This is a genomic window from Arthrobacter sp. MPF02 (assembly GCF_046605375.1).
Lineage (GTDB): Bacteria > Actinomycetota > Actinomycetes > Actinomycetales > Micrococcaceae > Arthrobacter.
Genome location: NZ_CP176772.1, coordinates 3,701,392 through 3,724,772 on the forward strand (window position 1 = coordinate 3,701,392; position 23,381 = coordinate 3,724,772).

The 23,381-nt window shown below is 66.0% G+C and carries 30 protein-coding genes; 11 read left to right on the forward strand and 19 right to left on the reverse strand.

Annotated elements, in window-relative coordinates:
- Nucleotides 1-7: 7 nt before the first annotated feature.
- From ACLH0K_RS17545 to ACLH0K_RS17570, 6 genes are all read left to right on the forward strand, one after another.
- On the forward strand, nucleotides 8-175 hold the full coding sequence (locus ACLH0K_RS17545; RefSeq protein ID WP_411374797.1) for a hypothetical protein: 168 nt from the start codon (nucleotides 8-10) through the stop codon (nucleotides 173-175).
- A gap of 67 nt (nucleotides 176-242) precedes the next feature.
- Nucleotides 243-671: a class F sortase gene (locus ACLH0K_RS17550; RefSeq protein ID WP_411374798.1), complete on the forward strand. Its 429-nt coding sequence runs from the start codon at nucleotides 243-245 to the stop codon at nucleotides 669-671.
- A gap of 55 nt (nucleotides 672-726) precedes the next feature.
- Complete coding sequence (locus ACLH0K_RS17555) at nucleotides 727-1,245, forward strand: universal stress protein (RefSeq protein ID WP_411374799.1); 519 nt, start codon at nucleotides 727-729, stop codon at nucleotides 1,243-1,245.
- 277 nt (nucleotides 1,246-1,522) lie between these two features.
- Nucleotides 1,523-1,867, forward strand: a complete 345-nt coding sequence (locus ACLH0K_RS17560) for a metal-sensitive transcriptional regulator (protein ID WP_411374800.1) — start codon at nucleotides 1,523-1,525, stop codon at nucleotides 1,865-1,867.
- 53 nt (nucleotides 1,868-1,920) lie between these two features.
- Nucleotides 1,921-2,160, forward strand: a complete 240-nt coding sequence (locus ACLH0K_RS17565) for a heavy-metal-associated domain-containing protein (protein WP_411374801.1) — start codon at nucleotides 1,921-1,923, stop codon at nucleotides 2,158-2,160.
- Between the two features lie 27 nt (nucleotides 2,161-2,187).
- Nucleotides 2,188-4,461 carry a heavy metal translocating P-type ATPase gene (locus ACLH0K_RS17570; RefSeq protein WP_411374802.1) on the forward strand — a complete coding sequence of 758 codons (2,274 nt, stop codon included), beginning with the start codon at nucleotides 2,188-2,190 and terminating at the stop codon, nucleotides 4,459-4,461.
- Between the two features lie 24 nt (nucleotides 4,462-4,485).
- On the opposite strand, the gene ACLH0K_RS17575 is transcribed toward ACLH0K_RS17570, so the two are convergent.
- Both ACLH0K_RS17575 and ACLH0K_RS17580 read right to left on the reverse strand, forming a co-directional pair.
- Nucleotides 4,486-4,758, reverse strand: coding sequence for a DUF2277 domain-containing protein (locus ACLH0K_RS17575; protein WP_411374803.1), 273 nt, complete (start codon nucleotides 4,756-4,758; stop codon nucleotides 4,486-4,488).
- Nucleotides 4,759-4,934: 176 nt separating this feature from the next.
- Nucleotides 4,935-5,936 carry an EamA family transporter gene (locus ACLH0K_RS17580; protein WP_411376518.1) on the reverse strand — a complete coding sequence of 334 codons (1,002 nt, stop codon included), beginning with the start codon at nucleotides 5,934-5,936 and terminating at the stop codon, nucleotides 4,935-4,937.
- Between the two features lie 131 nt (nucleotides 5,937-6,067).
- Between ACLH0K_RS17580 and ACLH0K_RS17585 the strand changes: the two genes are divergently transcribed.
- Nucleotides 6,068-6,613, forward strand: coding sequence for a CGNR zinc finger domain-containing protein (locus ACLH0K_RS17585; protein WP_411374804.1), 546 nt, complete (start codon nucleotides 6,068-6,070; stop codon nucleotides 6,611-6,613).
- Nucleotides 6,614-6,632: 19 nt separating this feature from the next.
- Here ACLH0K_RS17585 and ACLH0K_RS17590 read toward each other — a convergent pair whose 3' ends face one another.
- From ACLH0K_RS17590 to ACLH0K_RS17600, 3 genes are all read right to left on the reverse strand, one after another.
- A complete protein-coding gene (locus ACLH0K_RS17590; protein WP_411374805.1) occupies nucleotides 6,633-6,992 on the reverse strand; it encodes a hypothetical protein in 360 nt (119 codons plus the stop codon).
- 102 nt (nucleotides 6,993-7,094) lie between these two features.
- The gene (locus tag ACLH0K_RS17595) at nucleotides 7,095-7,685 is read right to left on the reverse strand and encodes a DUF308 domain-containing protein (protein WP_411374806.1); all 591 of its coding nucleotides are present in this window, start codon (nucleotides 7,683-7,685) and stop codon (nucleotides 7,095-7,097) included.
- Nucleotides 7,686-7,726: 41 nt separating this feature from the next.
- Entirely contained in the window at nucleotides 7,727-9,079 is a 1,353-nt protein-coding gene (locus ACLH0K_RS17600; RefSeq protein WP_411374807.1) for an MATE family efflux transporter, read from the reverse strand.
- Between the two features lie 190 nt (nucleotides 9,080-9,269).
- On the opposite strand from ACLH0K_RS17600, the gene ACLH0K_RS17605 reads away from it, so the two are divergent.
- The gene (locus ACLH0K_RS17605) at nucleotides 9,270-9,704 is read left to right on the forward strand and encodes a DoxX family protein (RefSeq protein WP_411374808.1); all 435 of its coding nucleotides are present in this window, start codon (nucleotides 9,270-9,272) and stop codon (nucleotides 9,702-9,704) included.
- 208 nt (nucleotides 9,705-9,912) lie between these two features.
- Nucleotides 9,913-10,902 carry an acyl-CoA thioesterase gene (locus ACLH0K_RS17610; RefSeq protein WP_411374809.1) on the forward strand — a complete coding sequence of 330 codons (990 nt, stop codon included), beginning with the start codon at nucleotides 9,913-9,915 and terminating at the stop codon, nucleotides 10,900-10,902.
- Here the strand turns inward: ACLH0K_RS17610 and dnaB are convergent.
- Nucleotides 10,899-12,281: a replicative DNA helicase gene (gene dnaB, locus ACLH0K_RS17615; protein WP_411374810.1), complete on the reverse strand. Its 1,383-nt coding sequence runs from the start codon at nucleotides 12,279-12,281 to the stop codon at nucleotides 10,899-10,901. The two genes, ACLH0K_RS17610 and dnaB, sit on opposite strands and share 4 nt — an antisense overlap.
- A gap of 658 nt (nucleotides 12,282-12,939) precedes the next feature.
- Here dnaB and ACLH0K_RS17620 point away from each other — a divergent pair.
- Nucleotides 12,940-13,212: a hypothetical protein gene (locus ACLH0K_RS17620; protein WP_411374811.1), complete on the forward strand. Its 273-nt coding sequence runs from the start codon at nucleotides 12,940-12,942 to the stop codon at nucleotides 13,210-13,212.
- A 15-nt stretch (nucleotides 13,213-13,227) separates the two neighbouring features.
- A complete protein-coding gene (locus ACLH0K_RS17625) occupies nucleotides 13,228-13,797 on the forward strand; it encodes a hypothetical protein (protein ID WP_411374812.1) in 570 nt (189 codons plus the stop codon).
- A 22-nt stretch (nucleotides 13,798-13,819) separates the two neighbouring features.
- On the opposite strand, the gene ACLH0K_RS17630 is transcribed toward ACLH0K_RS17625, so the two are convergent.
- The 13 genes from ACLH0K_RS17630 to ACLH0K_RS17690 form a co-directional block, all read right to left on the reverse strand.
- Entirely contained in the window at nucleotides 13,820-14,146 is a 327-nt protein-coding gene (locus ACLH0K_RS17630) for a zf-TFIIB domain-containing protein (protein ID WP_411374813.1), read from the reverse strand.
- Between the two features lie 62 nt (nucleotides 14,147-14,208).
- Nucleotides 14,209-14,835, reverse strand: a complete 627-nt coding sequence (locus ACLH0K_RS17635) for an FMN reductase (RefSeq protein WP_411376519.1) — start codon at nucleotides 14,833-14,835, stop codon at nucleotides 14,209-14,211.
- A gap of 91 nt (nucleotides 14,836-14,926) precedes the next feature.
- Nucleotides 14,927-15,778 carry a PhzF family phenazine biosynthesis protein gene (locus ACLH0K_RS17640; protein WP_411374814.1) on the reverse strand — a complete coding sequence of 284 codons (852 nt, stop codon included), beginning with the start codon at nucleotides 15,776-15,778 and terminating at the stop codon, nucleotides 14,927-14,929.
- A gap of 104 nt (nucleotides 15,779-15,882) precedes the next feature.
- On the reverse strand, nucleotides 15,883-16,335 hold the full coding sequence (gene rplI, locus ACLH0K_RS17645) for a 50S ribosomal protein L9 (protein WP_138137261.1): 453 nt from the start codon (nucleotides 16,333-16,335) through the stop codon (nucleotides 15,883-15,885).
- Nucleotides 16,336-16,352: 17 nt separating this feature from the next.
- Nucleotides 16,353-16,592 (reverse strand): 30S ribosomal protein S18, encoded by a 240-nt coding sequence (rpsR, locus tag ACLH0K_RS17650; protein ID WP_003800144.1) that lies wholly within the window; start codon nucleotides 16,590-16,592, stop codon nucleotides 16,353-16,355.
- Between the two features lie 126 nt (nucleotides 16,593-16,718).
- Nucleotides 16,719-17,288 (reverse strand): single-stranded DNA-binding protein, encoded by a 570-nt coding sequence (locus ACLH0K_RS17655; protein WP_411374815.1) that lies wholly within the window; start codon nucleotides 17,286-17,288, stop codon nucleotides 16,719-16,721.
- A 77-nt stretch (nucleotides 17,289-17,365) separates the two neighbouring features.
- The gene (gene rpsF / locus ACLH0K_RS17660) at nucleotides 17,366-17,671 is read right to left on the reverse strand and encodes a 30S ribosomal protein S6 (protein WP_138137257.1); all 306 of its coding nucleotides are present in this window, start codon (nucleotides 17,669-17,671) and stop codon (nucleotides 17,366-17,368) included.
- A gap of 240 nt (nucleotides 17,672-17,911) precedes the next feature.
- Nucleotides 17,912-18,961, reverse strand: a complete 1,050-nt coding sequence (locus ACLH0K_RS17665; RefSeq protein WP_411374816.1) for a hypothetical protein — start codon at nucleotides 18,959-18,961, stop codon at nucleotides 17,912-17,914.
- Entirely contained in the window at nucleotides 18,958-19,161 is a 204-nt protein-coding gene (locus tag ACLH0K_RS17670; protein WP_411374817.1) for a hypothetical protein, read from the reverse strand. Before ACLH0K_RS17670 ends, ACLH0K_RS17665 begins: the two co-directional genes overlap by 4 nt.
- Nucleotides 19,158-19,517 carry a hypothetical protein gene (locus ACLH0K_RS17675; RefSeq protein ID WP_411374818.1) on the reverse strand — a complete coding sequence of 120 codons (360 nt, stop codon included), beginning with the start codon at nucleotides 19,515-19,517 and terminating at the stop codon, nucleotides 19,158-19,160. The genes ACLH0K_RS17670 and ACLH0K_RS17675 overlap by 4 nt, the downstream gene beginning before the upstream one ends.
- Nucleotides 19,514-21,292, reverse strand: coding sequence for a glycosyltransferase (locus ACLH0K_RS17680; protein ID WP_411374819.1), 1,779 nt, complete (start codon nucleotides 21,290-21,292; stop codon nucleotides 19,514-19,516). Before ACLH0K_RS17680 ends, ACLH0K_RS17675 begins: the two co-directional genes overlap by 4 nt.
- Nucleotides 21,289-22,572, reverse strand: a complete 1,284-nt coding sequence (locus ACLH0K_RS17685; RefSeq protein WP_411374820.1) for a lipopolysaccharide biosynthesis protein — start codon at nucleotides 22,570-22,572, stop codon at nucleotides 21,289-21,291. The genes ACLH0K_RS17680 and ACLH0K_RS17685 overlap by 4 nt, the downstream gene beginning before the upstream one ends.
- Complete coding sequence (locus tag ACLH0K_RS17690; protein WP_138137247.1) at nucleotides 22,569-23,381, reverse strand: glycosyltransferase family 2 protein; 813 nt, start codon at nucleotides 23,379-23,381, stop codon at nucleotides 22,569-22,571. Before ACLH0K_RS17690 ends, ACLH0K_RS17685 begins: the two co-directional genes overlap by 4 nt.

Here is a 23,381-nt window from a genome sequence, read left to right on the forward strand (position 1 = left end):
TAACATCATGCTGGCCGGCGTGGCGGCCTTCCTGGCCATCACTTTCGGTGCGCCCCTGATTACCCAGCCCCAGCCCGCCGCCGTCGGAAGCAGCCCTGGCTCCGTTCCCTCCGCCACCTCGTTCATAATGCCCGAACCAATCGCCGTTACCGGCGCGCGGAAGGCAGCGGAATGACGACGGCGCCAGCCACCCCGGCTGCCGGGAGGCACCTGCCGCTGTGCTTCCGACGGCCGCAGCACCTGTGCGTATCCGCTACCCGTCAACCGGCTTCGATGTGCCGGTGTACCCCCTGGAACTGGACGGCGCAGCCCGGGCCAGCCAGACCATCGTGCCGCCGGAAACCAAGGACGGTTACTGGCTGACCCCATTTGGGACACCCGGAGCGGGCTCCGCCAACACCACCTACGTCATCGGCCACAGCTGGGACGGGGCCGAAGCGCCGTTCAACCACCTCAGTTCGTCATCCCGCGTGGGCGACCGCTTTGAGGTGGACACCGCGGCCGGGACCATGGCCTACCAGGTGGACAGCGTGACCACCTATGTGAAGTCAGGCTTGAAGGACAGCCCCGTCTGGGACATCGTGCCCAACCGGCTGGTCCTCATCATCTGCTACACGGAGGACCCCTGGGGCAAGAACGTGGTCATCATGGCCTCACCTGCGGTTTCTTAGTCCGGCAGCCGCCGGTGACCTGTTCATTGCCCCCTGCACGGGCGGACAATGAGCTATGACATCGGAACGCTTCAGCGGGACCGCCCCGCTGCTGGTGGGGATCATGCCCAGGCAGCATCCCGAGGTTCTGCAGACCGCCACCTCCCTTGCTGCCCGGCTCGGCACTCCCCTGCTCTGCGCGTATGTGGATGAAGCCAGCTACCTGGTGGAGTGGGACCCTGCCCGCTCGGCTCACCGCCTGTCACTCCATCCGGATGCGGATGACACGGAAATCCGGACCCTGACCACGGAGCTCAAAACGGCCGTGCAGGCTGCCGTGGATGAGCTTCCTTCCGGCAGCGCACGGGTGGAGTGGACACTGCGCACCCTCTCCGGGGACCCTGCACGCGCACTGCGCCGGCTGGCCGCCGAAGCCAACGCACCCATGATCATTGTGGGTACCTCTGAACGGGGTTTCTCCCACCGGCTTGCGGAAGCACTCAACGGTTCGGTGGGGGCCTGGCTCAGCCACCACCAGAGCAGGCCCGTCCTGGTGGTCCCGTACCGGATGCCGGGCCATGAAGACCGGCCCTGACCCCGGTTCCCCTCGTTCTTCGGCGCGTCAGAAACAGCTCCGGAAAATAAAGTGAAAGTAGTTATTCGAGGTGCTGGCGGCGCCACGTACCAGCCAGTAAGCTAATTCAAGCAAGCCCGGTCAGCCAGCGTGGAGCCGGAATTGCCCAAAAGCCGCTCCGGAGTGCGTATCCCCCAATAACGCACTCCGGAGCTTTTTTGTGCCCTCCCGGCAGTTCGCGGGGATACCCTCCGGGGGTAATTGCGCTGATACCCCTAAGGGGTATACCTTTGAAACCATGAACCCCACGGAAGAAGCTGTCGCCCTGCCTGCAAGGGAAGATACTGCGGACCACGGCTACACCGGCAACAAGGACGCCTACCTGCGCCGGCTGAAGCGGATTGAAGGCCAGGTGCGGGGCATCGCGCGGATGGTGGACGAGGACAAGTACTGCATTGACATCCTCACCCAGGTTTCCGCCGTCACCAAGGCACTGCACGCCGTCAGCCTGGGCCTGGTGGAGGAGCATATAGGCCACTGCGTGGTGGGCGCCGCCTCCGAACCGGACCCTGCCGCCCGCGCCCTAGCCATAGATGCCAAGGTCAAGGAAGCCGCCGACGCCATCGGCCGGCTGCTGCGCTAAAACACCACCCCATTCAACGCCGGCCACCGCCGGCACAACACGAGGAGCCAGCCATGAGCACCACCTCCCCCACCACCACTACCGTCAACGTTTCCGGCATGACCTGCGGCCACTGCGTCTCCGCCGTCAGTGAGGAACTCGAGGCCCTGGCAGGAGTGGAGGCCGTGGACGTTGAACTGAACGCCGGCGGCATCTCCACCGTCACCATCACCTCCACCAAGGAACTTGCACCCGCCGACATCGGGGAAGCCGTGGCGGAAGCCGGATACCTGGTCGTCGCCAACGAGGCCTGACGTCCGCCACTGTTTACGAGGAACCCCATGAGCAACCAGGAACTTCTCCGCGGGCCCGCAGTCCGGGTGGTGGAACTCGACATCGAAGGCATGACCTGCGCGTCCTGCGTCAACCGGGTGGAGAAAAAACTCGGCAAGCTCGACGGCGTCCACGCCTCGGTCAACCTTCCACTGGAGTCGGCCTCCGTCACCGTGCCCCCGGGCATCACCGACGAGCAACTCGTGGATACGGTCAACGCGGCGGGCTACAAGGCAACCGTCCGTGCACCGCAGCCGCCGGCTGAGGACGGATCCCTGGAAGAGAAGGACGCCCACACTGCCGCACGGCTGCGCCCGCGCTTGTTGCTCGCCGCAGTCCTCACCGTGCCCGTGTTCCTGATCTCCATGCTCCCCGCGTTCCAGTTTGCCAACTGGGGCTGGGTTGCGGCCGCCCTGTCCCTGCCCGTCGTGACGTGGGCGGCCTGGCCGTTCCACCGCGCCGCCGCCGTCAACGCACGGCACCTTGCTTCCACCATGGACACCCTGGTGTCCCTCGGTGTGGCCGCAGCCTACCTGTTCTCGGCCTGGCAGCTCGCCGCGGATCCCCGCATGACGGAGCATCCCGGCATGGAGGGCATGGGAACCGGAGGCCTCTACTTCGAGGTGGCAGCCGTTGTCACCACGTTCCTGCTCCTGGGCCGGTACCTCGAAGCCCGCGCCAAACAGCGCGCGGGCAGCGCCCTGCAGGCCCTCCTCAACCTCGGCGCCAAGGACGCGGCGGTGCTGCGCGACGGCGTGGAGCACCGGGTCCCCGCAGACCGGCTGCAGGTGGGGGACCTCATAATTGTCCGGCCCGGTGAAAAAATCGCCACCGACGGCGTGGTGGTGGATGGAAACTCCGCGGTGGACGCGTCCCTGGTCACCGGTGAATCCGTCCCGGTGGAAGTTGGGCCCGGCACGGCCGTCACGGGCGCCACCATCAACACGTCGGGCCGGCTCCTGGTCAGGGCAACCCGGGTAGGTTCCGGGACCACGCTGGCGCAGATGGCCCGCCTGGTGTCCCAGGCCCAGACCGGGAAGGCCCCCATCGCCCGGCTGGCGGACCGCATCAGCGCCGTGTTCGTGCCGGTGGTCCTGGCCATCGCGGCTGTTACGTTCATTCTGTGGCTCCTGTTCGCGGGCCCTGCCATAACAAGCGGGGAGCTACGTGCGGCCTTTACTGCCGCCGTCGCCGTCCTGGTCATTGCCTGCCCCTGCGCACTGGGCCTGGCCACTCCGGTGGGCCTGCTGACCGGCACCGGACGGGGCGCCCAGCTGGGCATCCTCATCAAGGGGCCGCAAGTACTCGAGGACACCCGCACCGTGGACACCATCCTGCTGGACAAGACCGGCACCGTGACCGCCGGCGTCCTGGCAGTGGACGGCACCACCGCGTTCGACGGCTTCACGGAGCGCGATGTCCTGCGGCTGGCCGGGGCGGTGGAAGCTGCCTCCGAGCATCCCGTGGCGCACGCCATTGCGGCGTCAGCAAGGGAAGCCGAGGCAGGGTACGACGGCGGCGCCCTGCCTTCCGTCTCAGGCTTCCGTTCCGCCCCGGGCGGCGGAGTCCGGGGCACAGTGGAGGGACGGCTGGTGGTGGCGGGCAGGTCAGGCTGGCTGCAGCAGAACGGCATCCAGCCCGGCAGCGGGCAGCATGCTGTGCTCGCGGCCGCGGAAGCCGCCGGCGCCACTGCCGTCTGGGTTGCCGTGGACGGCACTCCCGCCGGTGTCATCAGCCTGCGCGACACCATCAAGGAAGGCTCCGCCGCGGCCGTGGCGCGGCTCAAGGACCTGGGACTCCGTCCCATCCTGCTGACCGGAGACAACGCAGCCGTGGCCGCCCAGGTGGCTGCCGCCGTCGGGATTGATTCCAGGGATGTCTACGCCGGAGTCCTGCCGGAAGGAAAAGTCGAGGCGGTGCGGAAGCTGCAGGCCGGCGGCGCCACCGTGGCCATGGCCGGCGACGGCGTCAACGACGCCGCCGCCCTGGCCCAGGCGGATCTTGGCATCGCAATGGGCTCCGGGACGGACGTGGCAATCGAAGCAGCCGACCTGACGGTCATGGGCAACGACCTCGGCCAGGTGGCCCAGGCCATCGAGCTGTCCCGGAAGACCCTCTCGACCATTAAGACCAACCTGTTCTGGGCCTTCTTCTACAATGCGGTGGGCATCCCGGTGGCCGCGCTGGGACTGCTGAATCCCATGATTGCCGGCGCCGCGATGGCTGCCAGCTCGGTCCTGGTGGTGGCGAACTCGCTGCGGCTGCGGGCCTTCGGCAAGTAGCAGGCTGCACCGGGAAGGCGGCGGTCAGGCCGCGCCGTACCGGACGGCCGCGCGGGCCTTGGCCTTGGCCGCTTCAACCTCCCGGTCCTTGGGCGGCGCCGAGCTCACCAGGGAGTCCAGGAGGTGCTGGGTGATGTGGGCGATCTCGTGGACCGCCTCATCGAACGCTTCCTGGTTGGCCTTCGAAGGCCGTGTGCTGCCGCTGATCTTGCGCACGTACTGCAGGGCGGCGGCGTGCACTTCCTCAGAGGTGGCGTGCGGCTCGAAGTTGTGGAGGGTTCGGATATTCCGGCACATATGGCCATGCTAGGCTTCGGAGCGCCTGGGATCGATCCCTCCTGTACAGGTTAGGGGGACCGCTAACACCGGTTGCTGAAGCGCGCAGGGCCCGGACACGACAGCGTGTCCGGGCCCTGCAGCGTTTAAGAGGCTTGCCCGGCCAGGTTCAGGAACGTCCGGAGCTGCCGGGGCAGTTAGGGAACGGGCTCGACGTCGTTCGCGTGCTCCAGCGGCGACGGCGCCCTGGAAGCCGCCGCGGCTCCCCCGCTGCCGCCGGCAGATGCACCGGCCCGGGTGGCTGGGGCGCGTAGTTCGTCAAGTCGCACCAGGATGACACCGCCCACAATGAGCACCCCGCCCAGCAGTTGGATGGCGCCGGGCAGCTCGCCCAGCAGCAGCCAGGCCCAGACGACGGCGAACAGAACCTCGGTCAGCGACACAAAGGACGCCACCTTGGAACCGAGGGCGCGGGCGGCCACGATGCCCGAAACATAGGCAAGGACTGTGGCCAGGAGGACCAGTCCGGCGAGGGAAACCCACCACGGGGTGACCCAGGGCCCCAGCCTGGTGTCCGCGGTGCTGAAGGCCATGGGCAGCAGGCCGGTGGCGCCGGTGAGCCACATCACCGCCGCGCCCACCATCAGGCCTCCCGAGGCCAGCACGATGGGCGGCAGAGTGTCGTTTTCCTTGGCCGTAATGAAGAAGTACATGGCCAGGCAGACAGCCGCCGCGATGCCCCAGAGCACCCCTACAGGATCCACCTTGACCGCACCGGTAAGGTCGAGGACCAGCACCAGCCCGGCCAGGGAGAGCATGGTGCCGCCGAGCGTCAGTGCACGCGGCCGCTTCCGGCTGGCGGCCCACAGCCACAGCACAATGAGCACGGGCGCCAGGTACTCGAGCAGCAGTGCCACGCCGACGGACAGGCGCGCCACTGCGTTGAAGTAGAACAGTTGGCAGGCGGCCACGCCGACCAGGCCGAACAACACGATGGTCAGCCAGTTATCCCGGAGCTGGTGCCAACGGCCCCGCAGTGCCAACAGGGCCGGGATGGCGAGGATCAGGGCGGCGCCGGTGAGCCGCATGGTCACGGCCGCGCCGGTGGACCATCCGGTTTCCAGCAGGGCTTTGGCGAACGAGCCGGAAAGCCCGAAGACCGCGGAGGAAAAGAGCGCGACGCCCAGGCCGGACGCCATGAAGCCCCGCGGGGACGCCGGTGCGGGACGGCTCTGTGTTTTGTTCTTTGCGGCAGGCACCGTCGCCTCCTGTCAGGGGTAAAGTGGGGTAATGGTCATGACAGTACCGCCGGGAGCTGTAAGGAGTCAAGATGGTTTTTGCCCCTGACACTGAGGTGGCACTGCGGTCCGTGGTGGACCTTATCAATTCCGCGGCGAACGGCAGGGAGGAACTGGCCAGCCAGGCTGACCTTGATGCGTTCCTCGCGGCCGAAGGTTTTTCGGGCTCACGTACCCGGAATGCAGCCGAGCTGGACAGCGTGCGTGCGCTGCGGAACCGGCTCGCCGAGCTATGGACAGCCGATGAGGACGCGGCGGTGGACACGGTGAACCGGCTGCTGCGGGAAGCGAATGCCCTCCCACAGCTGGTTAAGCACGACAGCTGGGACTGGCACCTGCACGCCACCGCGCCCGAGGCCCCGCTTGCTGACAGGATGAGCACCGAGGCGGCAATGGCTTTGGCGGACGTGATCCGCAGCAAGGAGATGGACCGGCTGCGGACGTGCGAGGCGGAGGACTGCAATGCGGCGGTCCTGGACCTGACGCGGAACAGGTCCAAGCGGTACTGCGATACCGGAAACTGCGCCAACCGGGCCCACGTGGCTGCCTACCGCGCCCGGCAGGCGGCAGCGAACTAGGACCGGGACGGCACCAGGGTCAGCGGTCCGCGGAACCGTCAGGGCCGGCGTCGGACGCTGGCGGGTTGTGGGAACCCGGGGCACCAAAGCCGTGTGACGGCCTTTTCGCCGAGCTCAGGTTGACGCCCGATCCCTTGCCCAGATGCTCGGCGTTCTCCTTGTAGCTCATGGACAGCATGGCGGCGATCACCAGGGTGACAATGAACGCGATCCCGGCGCCGGTGAAGGCGAGGTCGAAGCGCGGAACCTTGGCACTGCCGCCGGAGGCGAAGATGAGCACGGCGACGAACGTGACCGCGGCCCAGAACGCGGAGAACATCAGCGGCCCCTTCACCGAGGTCCGCAGCTTGCGCGGTTTTCCTGGATGCTGGTCTGCCACGGTAAATCCTCCCTGCAGGCGGCATGCAGGCCGTCCTGGTGTGTTCTGTGGTGGTACGCCCGGCCAAATTTTCTACACTGAGTAGAACCGCGCCTTCCTAGTTTACGGCTTTTCGGCGCCGCCCCGGGCATCGTGCCTTAGCGTGAGGCCGGAGAGGATCCACAGCACACCGGAAATGATCGCCCCGCCTCCTGCCACGCCAAGCAGGGCGTGGGCGCCCAGGCTGACAAAGAACGGCAGGACTGCGGCGGTTCCCAGGCCGATGATGCCCGAGGCGATCCAGTCCCGGGCAAGTACGTGGCGGGCGCGGTTCTGCAGACCGCACCACAATTCGAGCGCTCCGGCGGCGCCCAGGGCCAGCGCTGCGATGACGGCGAACAGCAGGTCGCCGTGCAGCAGTACCAGTGCGAAGCCGGCACCGGCCAGGACGGAACCGGCCGCGGAAAGCAGCTTGCCCTGTGCCGAGTCCCGCTGGAAACCCGTGGCGGGGACACCCCGGAGGGCCACTACGCCCGTGGCGAGCAGGTACAGTCCGCCCGCCCAGCCCATCACCTCGATCGAGGGCGACGGCCAAAAGATGGTTACCGCCCCAAAGACAAGCGCGGCCGCCGAGCGCAGCAGGACCGGCTTCCAAAGGTCCGGCCGGGGTGCGGTTGCTGGCATGGCTCCTAGGGGCTTAAGCGGTTGGGTCACCGGTCCAGTTTAGTGCCGGACGGTCCCCGCTGTTTGAGCGGCTAGGCGGAACCGAGGACCATCCATCTATCCGAGCGCGCGCGGGCGCCCAGCGTCAGCGCCCGCGCAGCCATGTAGCCGATGGCAAAAGCGGCCCAGAGCCAGCCCAGGCCGGCAGCACCTGCGGCACCGGACCAGGCCACCGCAGCCAGCAGGGGGAAGTAGACCGCCAGGTTGACCAGCCCTGCAATGGCGAGGTACTTGGCATCACCGGCACCGATCAGGACGCCGTCGAGCACAAAGACATATCCGGCAACCGGCTGCCCGGCGGCAAGGATCCACAGGGCCACGGCCAGCACAGCCTGCACCTGCGGGTCGGAGGTGAAGAGCGCGCCCACCCAGGGGGCGGCTACGGCCAGGAGGACTCCGGTGACCACGCCGAAGCCGGTTCCCCAGCGGATCATGGTGCCGGTCAATGCCCGTGCTTTGGCAGCGTTGGAGGCGCCCAGTTCCTTGCCGATCAGGGCCTGCGCGGCGATCGCGAGGGCGTCCAGGGCGAAGGCCAGGAATGAAAAGATGGTCATCGCCAGCTGGTGCGCCGCGAGGTTGACCGCACCTTGCGCCGTCACCACCAGCACCGTCACCAGGATGGCGGCGCGTAGGCTCAGCGTGCGCAGCATCAGCCAGGAACCCACCCTGGTCATGCTGCGGATGCCCCGCCAGCTGGGCAGGAGGCTCACCCCGTGGGCCGCCGCGTTGCGGCGGACCATCACCAGGTAGACCGCCGCCATGGCCCACTGCGCCACGCTGGTTCCCACGGCCGAACCGGTGACGGACCAGCCCAGGCCATACACCAGCCAAAAATTCAGGACGATGTTGAGACCGAAACCGGCGGTTGCCACTACCAGCGGCGTCCGGGTGTCCTGCAGGCCGCGGAGGACGCCGGTGCCGGCAAAGATGAGCAGCATGGCCACCAGCCCGGGCATGGACCAGCGCAAATAGTCGACGGCGAAGGCGCGCACGTCGCCTTCTGCCCCCATCAGCCCAATCAACGGTTCGGCGGCTGCGAACCCGGCCACCGCGAGAACCACACCCAGCAGCAGCGCCAGCCAGACGCCGTCGCGCCCTGCCGCGAGCGCCTTGCCCAGCTGTCCGTCCCCGATGGCGCGCGCAACGGCAGGGGTGGTGGAGTAAGCCAGAAAGACCATCAGCCCGACGGCGGTATGCAGCACCGCCGATGCCAGCCCCACGCCCGCGAGCTGCGCCACCCCAAGGTGCCCCACAATGGCGGAATCCGCGAGCAGGAACAGCGGTTCGGCAACGAGCGCCCCAAAAGCGGGGACGGCGAGGCGGAGGATCTCCCGGGCGTGGCTCTTGCCGCCGGCAACGGGAAGGGACGTGGAAGGCTGGGGCACCGTGCCAGCTTAACGGTCCGCCGTCCCGCCGGCCTGTGGCGGCCGATGCGCATGACATATCCCACAGCGGCGCCACATTAGTTGACCCTTCAACCGTTCTTGACCGAAACTTGAGTGTGCAACCTTCGAAGCGGCCGGCCCCGCCCGCACCCGCCCCGCTCCCGACCGATATCCGAAACGGTGAAACCACATGAACCAGTCCCGACTGACCACCACTGCCCTGACCGCCCTGCGCATTGTCCTGGGTTTCCTCTTTGCCGCCCACGGCTGGCAGAAGTTCTCCGAATGGACCATCGCCGGCACCCAGGCGTCGTTCGCCAAGATGGGCGTTCCTGCCGCTGAGATTGCCGCCCCCGCGGTCGCGGTGCTGGAGCTCGCCGGCGGCATCGCCCTGATCCTGGGCATCCTCACCCGCGTGGTGGCCGCACTCCTTGCCCTCGACATGCTGGGCGCCCTGTTCCTGGTGCACGCATCCGCGGGAGTCTTCGCGTCTAACGGCGGCTACGAGCTCGTCCTGCTCCTCGCCGCGGCTGCTTTCGCCCTGGCCCTTACCGGCGCCGGCCGCCTCTCCGTGGACCGGGCGCTCTTCGGCCGCAGCAACTCAAAGCTGGCGGTCCTCGCTTAGCGACCCCCCGCTCTCAAACCACCGCTCGATGGCGGCTGCGCACCCTGATGCGCGGCCGCCGTCGTGCTTCAACCGCCCGAATCGCTGGAACGGTGCCGGGACGCTGTTCCGGTACAGCGATCCCGCAGCTTTCCAGCGTTTTGACGGATTGCGGGGCGGCCTGCTTAGCCGACCAGCCGGTAACCGGGAGCGCCAGTATGATCGCAGCATGACCCGGACCGGCACCCCGAACTCTGTGACCCTCCGATTCCTGGCCGCCCCCACCGACGTGGGCCACAGCGGGTCCGTCGATGCTGGCACCGTGCTGGAGTGGGTGGATAAGGCCGCCTATGCCGCGGCCGTGGGATGGGCCAAGTCCTACTGCGTCACCGCCTACGTGGGAAACATCCACTTCGCGGACCCCGTCAACAGCGGCGACATGGTGGAGGTCGAGGCCAACATTGTCTACACGGGCCGGTCGTCCATGCATATCCACACAGTGGTGTCCTCAGGAGATCCAAAGGGCGGTCCCGCCACCATGCGAAGCCAGTGCATGGTGATCTTCGTGGCCGTCGGGCAGGACGGAAAGCCGGTTCCCGTGCTGCAGTTCGAGCCCGTCACTCCGACGGAAATTGAACAGCGGGACCACGCCCTTGCCAGGATCAAGGTCCGCGAACAAATCGTGGAAGCCATGAACCGCCAGGAATATACCGATGCCGGAACAGCGGAAAGGGTGACGCTCCGGTTCCTGGCAGCGCCCACGGACGTGAACTGGGGCGGCAAAGTCCATGGCGGGATCGTCATGAAATGGATCGATGAGGCCGCCTACGTCTGCGCGTCCCGCTACTGCGGACGGGACACCGTGGCGGTCTTTTCCGGCGGTGTCCGCTTCTATCGTCCGCTCCTGATCGGGCACGTGGTGGAGGTGGAGGCCAGGCTTGTATATACCGGCACCAAGGGCATGCATATCGCCGTCCACGTCCGCTCAGGGGACCCCAAGGGCCGCGAACTGAACCTCACCACGTACTGCCTCACGGTTATGGTGGCGCGCGACGACGAGGGCACGTCGGTGCCGATCCCCGCGTGGGTCCCGGTCAGCGACGAGGATAAACGCCTGCACGCGCACGCGCGTGAACTGTTGGAAATCCGTGCCGCGGCGCCGGGGAACCGGCTGCCGAACCATCTGCTTCAGCAGGCTGCGGCGGGCGAGGTTTCCTAGAACCCGCCACCGCCGGCGTCGCCGGCCATGTTGGCAAAGCGCGAATAGTGGCCCTGGAATGCGACAACAATATCCTTCGTGGGGCCATTACGGTGCTTGGCCACGAGAATGTCGGCTTCACCGGCGCGGGGCGATTCCTTGTCATAGACGTCCTCGCGGTGGAGAAGGATCACCATGTCCGCGTCCTGTTCGATGGAGCCGGACTCTCGGAGGTCGGAAACCATGGGCCGCTTGTCCTGGCGCTGCTCCGAGCCACGGTTCAGCTGGGACAGGGCGATGACCGGGACCTGGAGTTCCTTGGCCAGCAGCTTTAGTGCACGGGAGAACTCGGAGACTTCCTGCTGGCGTGACTCCACCTTCTTGCCGGAGCTCATCAGCTGCAGGTAGTCCAGGACCACGAGCTTGAGGTCATGCTGCTGCTTCAGGCGGCGGCACTTGGCACGGATCTCCATCAGGGACATGTTGGGGCTGTCGTCGATGAACAGCGGAGCATCATTCATACGCCCCATAGTGGTGGCGATCTTGGACCATTGCTCGTCCTTGATAGTCCCCTTCCGGAGGTCCTGGAGGCTGATGGTGGCTTCTGCCGACAGCAGGCGCATGGCAATCTCGTTCCGGCCCATTTCGAGGGAAAACATGACAGTGGCCAGGTTGTTCTTGATGGCTGCGGAGCGGGCGAAATCCAGGGCGAACGTGGACTTGCCGACGGCGGGGCGCGCCGCGATGACAATCATCTGGCCGGGATGCAGCCCGTGGGTCAGTTCATCGAGCTCGTAGAACCCGGTAGGGACGCCCACCATGCCTTCACCACGATGGCCGGAAGCCTCGATCTCGTCCACGGTTGATTCCATGACGTCCTTGAGGACAACATAATCCTCGGCTGTGCGCCGTTCCGCCACCGCGTAGACCTCGGCCTGGGCCTGGTTGACCAGGTCCTCCACCTCGCCGTCTGAGCCGTAGCCCAGTTGTACGATCTTGGTGCCGGCGTTCACGAGGCGCCGAAGGACGGCGCGCTCGGCCACAATCTCGGCGTAGTACCCGGCGTTGGCAGCGGTGGGGACGGTCTGGATCAGCTCGTGGAGGTAAGCAGGCCCGCCGATCCTGTTGATTTCCCCGCGCTTGGTGAGTTCATCGGAGACGGTGACGGCATCTGCGGGCTCACCCCGGCCGTACAGGTCAATGACGGCCTCGTAGATGGTTTCGTGCGCCGGCCGGTAAAAGTCCTGGCCGCGGAGGATTTCCACTACGTCTGCGATGGCATCCTTGGAGAGCATCATGCCGCCGAGGACCGACTGCTCTGCAGCAATGTCCTGGGGTGGCTTCCGGCTTGTGTCTGATCCGCGGGTAGTCTCCACCGGGTCCAGATGCGCAATTGACAATGCTGCCGTCCTCCACTTGTACCGGGCTGGGTTGCCCGGAAACTATTCGTCCTGTTGGGGGCGTCGCCCGGTAGTCCGTGCTCCGCCTTCCCGTCAGGTCTACCTGCCGGGTCCGACATTGCCGCAACGGTCCCCGCAGCGCCCTGTGAAAGTTATCCCCACTGTCCACAGGTTTTCCACAGGAGCCCTTTCTTGGGGGTCAGCTGGTAGCCGTAGGGTTGCGTTTTCGCGGCCGCCGGGACTCCCTTTTCCGGCCCCAAAACAGGTACCCCGCTACGCTAACTGTCCGCGCCCCGGCCGCAAAGCCGGGCAACCCGAGCCCCTGTGGATAACCTGTGTAGTAAGGGGCATAGCTTGTGCACAGCCTGTGCGGAACCCTGTGGATATAAAAAATCTTTACCGTGATACCCCGCGTTGACCTGCGGAAACTCGCTCTTCAACCTGTGGAGTAAATATTTCTTTTGTGGAATTTCATCCACAGGCTTGTGGGCGGGTGAGAAGCGGGACCATCAGGACGCACTCGTTCAAGGCCTTGCGAAGAGGTGAAGGGGCGCTCCTCATATTCCGCGTGCCGACTCCATCCCAAGCCTTCCCCAGACCTGCATGCGGGGATGCGAATATTGCTGTGGATAAAGTCGATGTGGCATAAGCTCTAACTATGGGCGAACTACTGCTGGTGCTGTTGCCTGCAATTGTCCTGGTGGCGCTCATCTGGGGTCTGATGACGGCCTTGAGCCCGCGGGACGCCGGCATGTCCGACGCGGAAAAGTATCAGCGGGACCTGGCGGAGCGGTCGGCCCGGCATTATGCAGCACAGGTCCAATCCGCCATGGCCGCACGGGCCCGTATCGAGGCCAGGACTCACCGGCCTCCCAACGCCCCGCAACATGACAGGGGCAGCCAGGTCTGGCCCCGGCCGGAACATAGATAGAACGGTTTGAGATCGATGGAATCGCTTGTGGTCCCTGCCCTTATCCTCCTCGCCGTGGTTGCAGGCGTCGCTTTGGCTGTCCGTGCGCTGGGCAAAAGGAAAGCCACGCGGGATGCCGTACCCGTACAGCCGGCCGCAACCTCAGCGGAACTGGCCCGGGCGGCAGCTGCCAAGTTGTCCGAGGACGAGCACCGGCGGCTCTACGCGCTCATCGCGCAGGGACAGGCGATGGCCGCAATCAAGCTGTATTACGAGATCACCGGCGACGGCCTGCGCGCCTCCCGCGACGCCGTCGGGGCGCTGGCGGCCCACCCCCAGCCCTATCGGAGCCCCGAGGCCCCTGCCGCGCCGGAGGAGGATGACGACGACGAGCCCCAGCGGTTTCCATACCGTTACCGGGCCATCGCCAGCAAGGGCGACGTGACCCGTGAGGTCAGCAGCAACATGCTCAACGACGAGATTTACGGCAGGATCCGCACCCTGGCCCGGAACGGGGACCGGGAAGCCGCGGCCACGGCGCTGACCAGGCACTCGGACATCTCCATGAAGCAGGCACGGGAGTTCATCGAGCTGCTGGACGACTAGCTGCGCCGGCGGGCCACCGGACCTAGAAGTCGAACAGCTCGCCCAGCCATCCTTCATTCTTTTTGTGCCGGCGGCGTTCATGGTCCCGGTCGTACCCCTGCTTGCCGTACTTGCGGTCGTCATAGCGCGGCTGGCTCCGCCCGGGATCGAAGTTGGGGTAGAGCGGCGGTGGGGTGGGGCCCGGGGCCGGTGTCACTGCCCGGGCGGGCGCGGAACCAGGCATCATGTCCTGGGCGCGGTCCAGGATCTTGTCCAGCTCGCCACGGTCCAGCCATACGCCCCGGCACTGCGGGCAGTAGTCGATTTCCACCCCGCTGCGCTCGGTCATGAGCAGGTCAACAGAATCCACGGGACACTTCATGTTCCGCCTAACGACCGGGGCGTCCGGATGGTTCGTTCAATGGTTGGTCATCAGCGGTTGCCCGAGATCCCGGCCAGCAGCTGTTCGAAGGGCAGGGACTCCATGGGGGCGGGCTTGCGGGCGGGCTGCGGCCCCTCGAGCAGCCGGGCAAACTCTCCGGCCGCGCGTTCGATGCGGTCCGCAAGGGAAGATCCGCTGCCGTTCGCCGTGCCCCAGTCCTGGGGACCGGCGAAAACACCGGTGGCTGTGATGCGTGTGCGCAGGTAGCTGAAGAGCGGCCGCAGGGCGTAGTCCAGGACCATTTGGTGGCGGTCGGTACCGCCGGTGGCGCCGAGCAGGACCGCCTTGCCGTCCAGGGACTTGGGATCGAGGACATCGAAGAACGATTTGAACAGGCCGCTGTAGGAAGCGCTGAAGACAGGCGTGACGGCGATGATGCCGTCGGAGGCCTCCACCCCCGCGATGACCTCGGCGAGTCGGGGGGCGGCATAGCCGGTCACGAAGTTGTTGGCGATATCCACGGCCAGGTCGCGGAGTTCGACGACGTCGACCGTCACGTCGTAACCCGCCGACGCCAGCTGCCGCTGGGCTGAAGCCGCGAGCTGGTCAGCCAGCAGGCGGCTCGACGAGGGGACGCCGAGACCGGCGGAAAGGACTGTGACGCGGCGGGCTTCCATGGCATTCTCCTGTTGCTGGTTCATCCATCATACATGCATTTGCATCTACTTGCTGAACTGCGGGTACCGCAGAAGTATTCCCGCCTGGGATCTAGAGCCGCACCGTTCCCCTGATGCAGATGGTGGAATCCCCGCCGACCCAAAGGCCGCCGGAGTCAGCCTTGATGTGGATCCGGCCGGCCCGGCCAAGCACGGTTCCCTGCGCTGCCACGTATTCGCTGGGTGCCCTGCCGGCGTCGATCAGCCACTGGGCAGCGCCGGCGTTGAAGCTGCCGGTCACCGGGTCCTCCAGCATTGCATCGCCGGGAATGAACGTACGCACTTCAAAGTCGGCGTCCGTTCCCCGCCCATGTGCGCCAATGACCCCCACCTTCAGGTCGCCCATCGCCGCCAGGTCCGGCTCTAGGGCGAGCACCTGGCCTGCGGACCGCAGCAGCACACCGATCCATTCGGGGCCGTTCACCAGCCATGAAGCAGCGACGATGTCCGCCTCGGGCAGGCGCAGCGCCAAAGCCAGCTGCCGTTGCAGTGCAGCGTCCACGGGTTCGTACCGCGTGAGCGGGGGTGCTGCGAAAGCCAGCCGCCCGCCGTCGTGCCTTATCCGCACCAGGCCTGCGCCGCATTCCTGCACCACGTAGCCCTCCTCCCTCGGATTGCCGCCGGACTCAAGCCAGGCACGGGCAGAACCCAGTGTGGGATGTCCGGCGAAGGGGAACTCCTCGCTGCCGGTGAAGATGCGTACGCGGTAGTCGGCGCGGGGATCAGTAGGCGGCAGCAGGAACGTGGTTTCGGACAAATTGGTCCAGTTGGCAACCTGCTGCATCCGTTCCCCGGTCAGCCCTTCTCCGTCCAGGACCACGGCCAACGGATTGCCCCGGTAGGCCTGTCCGGAAAAGACATCGACCTGGTGGAACGGACGGTTGCGCATGGTTTCGAAAGTCACCGCTGAAGGCTACCACCGGCCGCGAAGGCGACAGGCATGACACAAAAGACCCCCGCCGCCGGAATCCGGCAGCGGGGGTCTTCCTGGTGCAGCAGAGGTAAAAACTACTTGCCGGCCACCACGTCGAGTTCGATTACAGCGGCAACGTCCTCGTGCAGACGGACGTTGGCCTGGTAGGTACCAACCGACTTGATGTGCGCGGGCAGCTCGACCTTGCGCTTGTCGATCTTGCCAAGGCCTGCGGCCTCAACAGCGTCAGCGACGTCGCCCTGCTTGACAGTGCCGAAGAGGCGTCCGGTCTCGCCGGCCTTGACGACCAGCTGGACGGGCTTGGACTGCAGTGCGGCGGCCTGCTTCTGAGCGTCTTCCAGGGAAGCGTGCTCGCGGGCAGCGCGGGCAGCCTTGATGGACTCAACCTGCTTCTCGCCGCCCTTCGACCAGGTCAGGGCGAAGTTGCGGGGCAGCAGGTAGTTACGTGCGTAACCGTCCTTGACCTCGACAACATCGCCAGCAGCACCGAGACCGGTTACTTCGTGGGTCAGAATGAGCTTTGCCATGTTAGTTAATCCCTTCCTTAGCCGCGGCCAGCGCCGGAGTAAGGCAGCAGAGCAACTTCGCGGGCGTTCTTAATTGCCTGGGCGATCTTGCGCTGTTCCTGGACCGTGACGCCGGTGACGCGACGGGCACGGATCTTGCCGCGGTCGGAGATGAACTTGCGCAGCAATGCTACGTCCTTGTAGTCGATGACAGTGATGTCAGCGGCCTTCAAGGGGTTGGACTTTGGTTTGGGCTTACGGAGTTCAGCCTTAGCCATCGTGGAGCTCCTATTCTAGGGAGCCCGTGGATTGTGATCCACGGGATGGTGGTGGTCCGACGGCGGCAGCCGCCCAGGTGCCGGAAGGCACCTGCCGCGGTCCCGGCGTCGGGCCGTTAATGGTTGTTAGAAGGGAGGTTCGGAATCGGGGCCGTTGCCCCAGCCGCCTGCGCTGGAGACGCCGGGCGTAGCCCAGGGGTCGTCCTGTGCAGCCTGCTGGTTGCCGCCGCCCCAGCCTCCACCGGAGTTGCCGCCCTGGTTTCCGCCAGGGTTGCCGCCTCCGAAGCCACCGCCGCTGTTGCCGCCGCCAAAACCGCCCTGTCCGCCGGAGCGCTGGGTGCGGTTTACTTTGGCATTGGCGTAGCGCAGGCTGGGGCCGATTTCGTCGACCTCAAGCTCGATGACGGTGCGCTTTTCGCCTTCTTTGGTTTCGTAGGAACGGCTCTTCAACCGGCCGGTCACGATGACGCGTGTGCCCTTGGTCAGGGATTCGGCGACGTTCTCGGCAGCTTCACGCCAGACTGCAGCGCGGAGGAACAGGGTTTCCCCGTCCTTCCACTCATTGGACTGGCGGTCAAAGGTGCGCGGAGTGGAAGCGATGGTGAAGTTCGCTACTGCCGAACCTGACGGTGTGAACCGCAATTCCGGGTCATTGGTGAGGTTACCGATGACCGTAATGGTGGTTTCGCCTGCCATCTACTGCCTCCTTGTTCGAGCCTTATGGGTGAAGAGTGCGTTTCCTGCGGGGTAAAGATTGAAGTTCGGTGCCGAGATTACTCAGCAACAACCTTCTGCTCTTCGGGGCGGATGATCTTGGTGCGCATGATGGTCTCGTTCAGAGACAGCTGGCGGTCAAGTTCCTTGGCGGTGTCCGGCGTGGCGGTGAAGTTAACCACGGCGTAGATACCTTCGGACTTCTTCTTGATGTCGTAAGCCAGACGGCGACGGCCCCAGATGTCAACCTTTTCGATGGTTCCACCATCGTTGGTGATGACGTTCAGGAACTTCTGAAGCGACGGCTCAACGGTACGCTCTTCGACCTCGGGGTCGATGATTACCATCAATTCGTAAGGACGCATATGTGAACCCACCTCCTTTGGGCTAAGCGGTTACGGTCTTTCCGTAACAGGAGGTTCATTTGCGATGCTGTGCAAAGCCCCGCCGCCGGAACGGAGGCAGGACGCAGCACAGACTTCAATATCTTAGTGCATTTGGACCGCTTAGGCGATTTGCGCTTGACTTCGAGCCTAGCGGTTCCTTGGCATGGGCGTGTGCGCGGGCCGGTCCATGTGGAAAACCTCCGGCCGGCGGCTATAGGTTCACCACACGTCCGGCCGCCAGTACCGCAGGCCGCCACTGGTGCTGCCGTCCTCCGCGACCTCGACCACGGCATAGGGGAACGCCCGCTGGTCCGCCTGGTCGGGCCCGTGGCCGCGCACGTCCCAGCTCCACGTACCCGTGTTGATGTACCGGGTGGGGCAGTCCTCAAGGGGCGATTCGAGGGCGCGGTGGGTGTGGGCCGAGATGTACCAGGGCACCGCCACGCCATGCGATTGCAGTGTCCTCGCGACCCGGCCAGCTGCAGCCGGCGCGTTTTCCCTGGCGATGCTGCGGCCTGCCGCCGCCAACGCCATACGCGTCGCGGCAACAGGGAGCGCTGAGACGGTCCGAAACCGGGACAGGCGGGCGAGGTCCCGAACCGCTTCCCCGTTCAGCCCAAGCCGCTCGGACTCCAGTTGCAGCAACTCGTCGTACGCGAGTCCCCGGATACGGCGCTCGGCCTGCTCGGACGCAAGGCACGCCCGGGCAAGGGCTCCGGCACGGCTCAGGGCCGGCTTGGATGCGTAGGCGTGCCAGGCGGCAAGCGGCGCAAGGCCCAGCTCGTCAGTGCCGTTAACGGCGGTGCGGAGCACCTCGGGTATCCGGTGCAGTGCGTGGTGCTGATGCCCGTGTTCGGCCACGAGCACGCCGGGGACATGCAGGAACCAGGGGTGCACCCTGACCCGGGCGGGGTTGGCCGGTGAGAGCAACACCGACAGGCGGTCCGCCACGGAAGGGCGTGCCAGCTCGACGTCGTGGTTGCCGCACATGAAGTGGAGACGGACGCCGCGTGCCGTACACTCCCTGAGTGCCCGGAGCGCCTCCTGATGGAACTTGAGAATGGACTCCAGCCGGGCCAGGCTCTCATCCTCGCCCAGCCCGGCGAGTTCGAACGAGTCTCCGACGAAGACGACGTGCTGACCGGTGCCGGAACCGGCGGGCACGTTCCGCAGGAAATTGGGAAGGACTTTGCCGGGGCACCTCGGGTCCTCGTCGCTGTCGTCCAGATGGAGATCGCTGACAAGCCACCACTGCGCTGCGGGGCTCACAGGAGCAGCTCCAGCAGGCGTGGAATGAAAAGGAGCAGGAACACTGCCCACAGGACGACGACTACTTTGCGGTTGATCGTGAGGCCCAGGAGCCGTGGGCGCGCGGGCTGTGTGCTGTCCTGTCCTACGAACTGGACCTCGAGGGCAACGAGGGTGAAGAACAGGATGGCAGCTGCGATCAGTCCTGCCAGCTCGATCATTGTGCAACCTCCTTCCGTGTCCGTGCCATGTCCTGCCAGGCGCATGCCACAGTGGCGAGGACTGTAAGCAGGCCCATGGCCAGGACGCATGCCTGCCAGGACCACACCGCCAGGTAGAACATCCCCAGTGACACCGCCGTGAGTGTTGCGAGGCCGAGCGCCAAGGCCAGCAGCGCTGCGGGTGCGGGGCCGGTCACCGGCAGGAGCCGGGCCAGCGCAAGACCAGGGAGCAGGATGAGGATCGCCAGTGCGGCCACGGCCTGCAGCGGCCCGGGCAGACCCACAATGGTCAACAGTGACAGTGCAATGGCCGCCAGGCCGATCGCAAGGGTCTCTCTCTTGAGGGCGCCGCTCATGGCACTACCCGATATACGCGTGCGTCGGCGTTGCTCACGACCAGTTCCACGCCGTCCTGCGCTTTGAACCACTGTTCCATCTCCTGCATGTTGTTGGTGGTGCTGTCACCCTGGAGCACCAGGCTTGCCTCTGTGGAGCGCATGAGCACGACAATCCCGCCCGCAGGGTTGTTTCGTGCGTAGTTGTAGAAGGTCGGGCCGCAGGTTGCCGCGGTGAGGTCCTGCTTGCACAGGTCTTCAATCGCCCGGTGCGGGTTCTCGAGGTACGTCTCCGTACGCCATGGGGTGGGGTGGGCAGACGAGAGGATTGCCGCCCCCGGCGGCGCCATGCTTTCCGCTGCGGCAATAGCCGCCATTTCATCGTCGGTGAAGACGTCATACCGTGCGTTCCCGAACCGCCCCGTCACAGTCATCGCAGCCAGCAGGCAGAAGGTAAGCACCAGCGCCCCTGCGGTTCTGAAGGAGGGGCGTGTGCTGCGCTGTTTTGGAAGCAGGGCTGAAGACGCGAGCAGTGCGATGAAAGGCAGTGCGAACAGCGACACGCGGATGAGCATCTCGCCTCCGTACATTTGCGACGGGAAGAGCAGCATCGGGCTGACGGCGAAGAGGACTACCCGGATGTCGAGCCGCTTCCTGCGCCAATCCCGCACGGCACCCGCAAGGGCGAGGAGCCACAGCAGGACTGTGAGCACTACCCGGACCTGTACCACAAAGACGTGCCCCGGGGTTCCGCTCACGCGCTCAGCGACGTTCGACTCGACTGCGGCCGACAGTCCTGCGTCCTCCATCGGCGGGTGCCCGATGAGGTACGTGCTCGCGGGATAGACCAGCCAAAGGACCAGCACAATAGCGGTGATCAGGGGTAGCCGGCCGGGCCACACCCGTCCGCTGAGGGTGAGCACGGTGATGGTGATGAGCAGCATGAATGGCGTCAGCTGGTGGCTGGCGCAGATCACCGTAACGAGGAGGATTACTGCAGCGAGGGCGCCCACACGGAACCTTGGCCGGTGTTCCGAAGGCGAGCGCTCCCGCCACCACGCCACAAGATCCGCTGGCCGGAATCCCCGGAACTTCGAAGGTTGCGCGGCCAACGGGCCGATCAACAGCACGGCCACAACGAGGTAGAGGAAAAAGCCGAAGGCCTGGGGGGACAGGTAGTCCTGGTCCTGCCAGTTTCCGAGGCAGAATATCCACAACACGAGCCAGCGCCGTCGCGGGTCCTGGGTCAAGTAGCGCATCAGCACGGCCACGGCTAAAAGCCACAAACCCACGTTGAACACAGGTGCCCAGAGGGCAACGGTCACGGGATCGAGGCCGGTTGCCTGGAGCACGGTCGCCAAAAGGGCAAAGAAGCCGGGCCAGTTGAAGTAGGCGTCAATATTCGGATCCACTGCCCCGGTGTCCCCGAGGGCGTCTGCGATGCCCAGGTGCCGGAACGCGACCTCACCGCGCGGGACATCGGTTACGAATGCTGCGGCCCCAAAGAGTACGAGCACCTGCACCGCGAGGAGCCACATCATCACCGGGCGGCTCGCGGGGCCTGTGGCGTCGCCCCGCAGCGCCACAACGAAGGTGACGTTCAGAAGCAGTACCCCGACCCAGTATGGGTAGGGAAGGACTGCCACGAGCCCCAAATCGCTGTTTACGGGCAGAACTACGCTGGCAGCGGCCCCGAGGGCAAGGACCAACGACGCAGCGCCGGCAAGGGCGCACCACACATCGCGTGGCTTCAGCCGTTTATCAGTGCGGCTGGTTGGAACGAGCGTACTGGTCATGTCATCTCCTTCTTGACGCGCCGGAGGATGGCGAGCAATCGAATGCCCACAGCCAGGGCTCCTGTTGACAGCACAACCAGCCACGTCAGGGCCATGTCGCTGGCGCCCCTTTCGGCGGCCGAGAGCGCTGCGGTGCAGAGGGCGACTGCGAGGACCACGCCCACCGTGATTGCCTCCGCATAGCGGCCGCGCGCGCGGCACACGGCGTTGTAGGCCTGCAGTACGGCATAGGCGATCACACCGGCCGCAAGCCACCGCAGGGCGCCGGTGGAGGCTTCGGCGTAACGGTGGCCCAACAGGTGGAGCAGCGGGCGGGCGAAGATAATGAGGACGACGGCGGCGAGGCCTCCGATGGCGAGCGACCACCGGAGAGTCGACCACGTTGTCGCCACGAGGCGGCCTGGCTCGCGGACACCCTCCGAGAACTGGACTATCCCCATAAGCATCGGCGCGGTGTAAGCCGCCCAGGCCATCATCCATGCCGGATACCAGTAGGCAGCGGCCTCGGGCGCCACCATGTGCGCAAGCAGGGGCGGTAACAGCAGGCCCGGGGCGCGCTCGGTCAGGGTGAGGAGCTGGTTTGGAATGCCCACTGCCAGCAGCGGACGTCCGCGCGCCGGGTGCAGTGACGGCCGGGGCCGGTAGCCCACGAGCCTCCTCAACTGGACCAGACCGACCATGCACGTGAGGGCGTTGCCGATGGTCCAGCAGGCCAGCAGCACGTCGGCCGAGGCGCCGTGCCACTGCCAGGCCACTAGTGACACAGCCGCGAGGGACACCAGGCCGCCCAGCGTGTACCTCAGGGTGGCAGTGGCACCGCGGCCCAGGGCGACCAGCGCCTGGTCCAGCACGGTGCCCAGCGTCCCGGTGACGGCCGCGAAGATAAACATCAGCCAGAAGAGCACCGAGACCGATGCCGTGACCGGAGCCACGACCAACTCCAGCAGGAGGTACCCGAGGGCCAGGACTGTACTGGCGACGGCCACGATCGCGATCGCGGCGTCCAGCACCCGGGCCGGAGGTTCCCCCCGTCCCACCGAGACGATCACTGCTGATCCAGCGCCCAGCACTGCGAGCTGGGCACAGATCAACACTGCCGAAACCGCGGCTGTGGTGAGCCCGACCTCACGATCCGTCGCCGCGTGCGCGGCCACTACCCAAAAGGCGAAACCCGAACCCGTCTGCGCTCCTTTGGCCAGGATGAGGCCAAAGGAGCTCTGCAATGGAGAGTGGCGGACGGGCATGCCGTCCACATCGGGTTTACCTTTGACGATGCTCACGAGGAGATGCCCTTGACCACGCCCGCGTAGTTGTACCAGCAGAAGGCAGCGTAGTAACGCAACCAGCGGGGCTGGCCCTTGACCAAACTCAGGGCACTTCCCCGGACCGCCGCAGCGGCCGGAAGCAAGGCAAGTCTCGCGCCACGCCAGCCGTGCTTGCGGATCATCTTGCCCAGTCCCGTGCCGTCCATCATGAACTGGTCGAGGGCAAAGTCGAAGTCATCTGCGGCGAAGCGGTGTTCGACGGCGACCCGCCGCGACACACCCGTCCGCAGTCCCGAATTGCGCATCCGCCAGCGCAACTCGATGTCCTCGCCCGACTTGAACGAGTCGTCGAAGCCCAGGCTCAGCATGAGTTCCCGGTCCACGATCGTGGCCACCAGCCCGAACCAGTTGCGGCTCCGGCCGGTGCGGTGATGATGGGCGAGTGCCTGTCCCCAGTAACCCGGCCCGGCGACGCTTTCGAGGCCGGCCTGGAGGGCGTCATAGCCATCTTCCTCCAGTTCTGCGAGCAGTTCCGCCACACCGGTGGGGCTGAACACCACGTCGGCGTCGACGAGCAGGACCCACGGGGTGTTGCTGTTTTTCACGCCCAGGGTCCTGGCCCACGGCAGGCCGCGTCCCTCATCACTCAAAACCCGCGCTCCGGCGGATCGGGCGATCTCGACTGTACGGTCGGTGGACAAACCGTCCACCACGATGATTTCCGCAACACCGGTCCGGCGCAGGGCATCCAGGCACTCCGGGAGCAGGTGTTCGGCGTTACGGGCAGGAACGACGGCGGTGACGTTGGCAGGGCTGTAACCCAC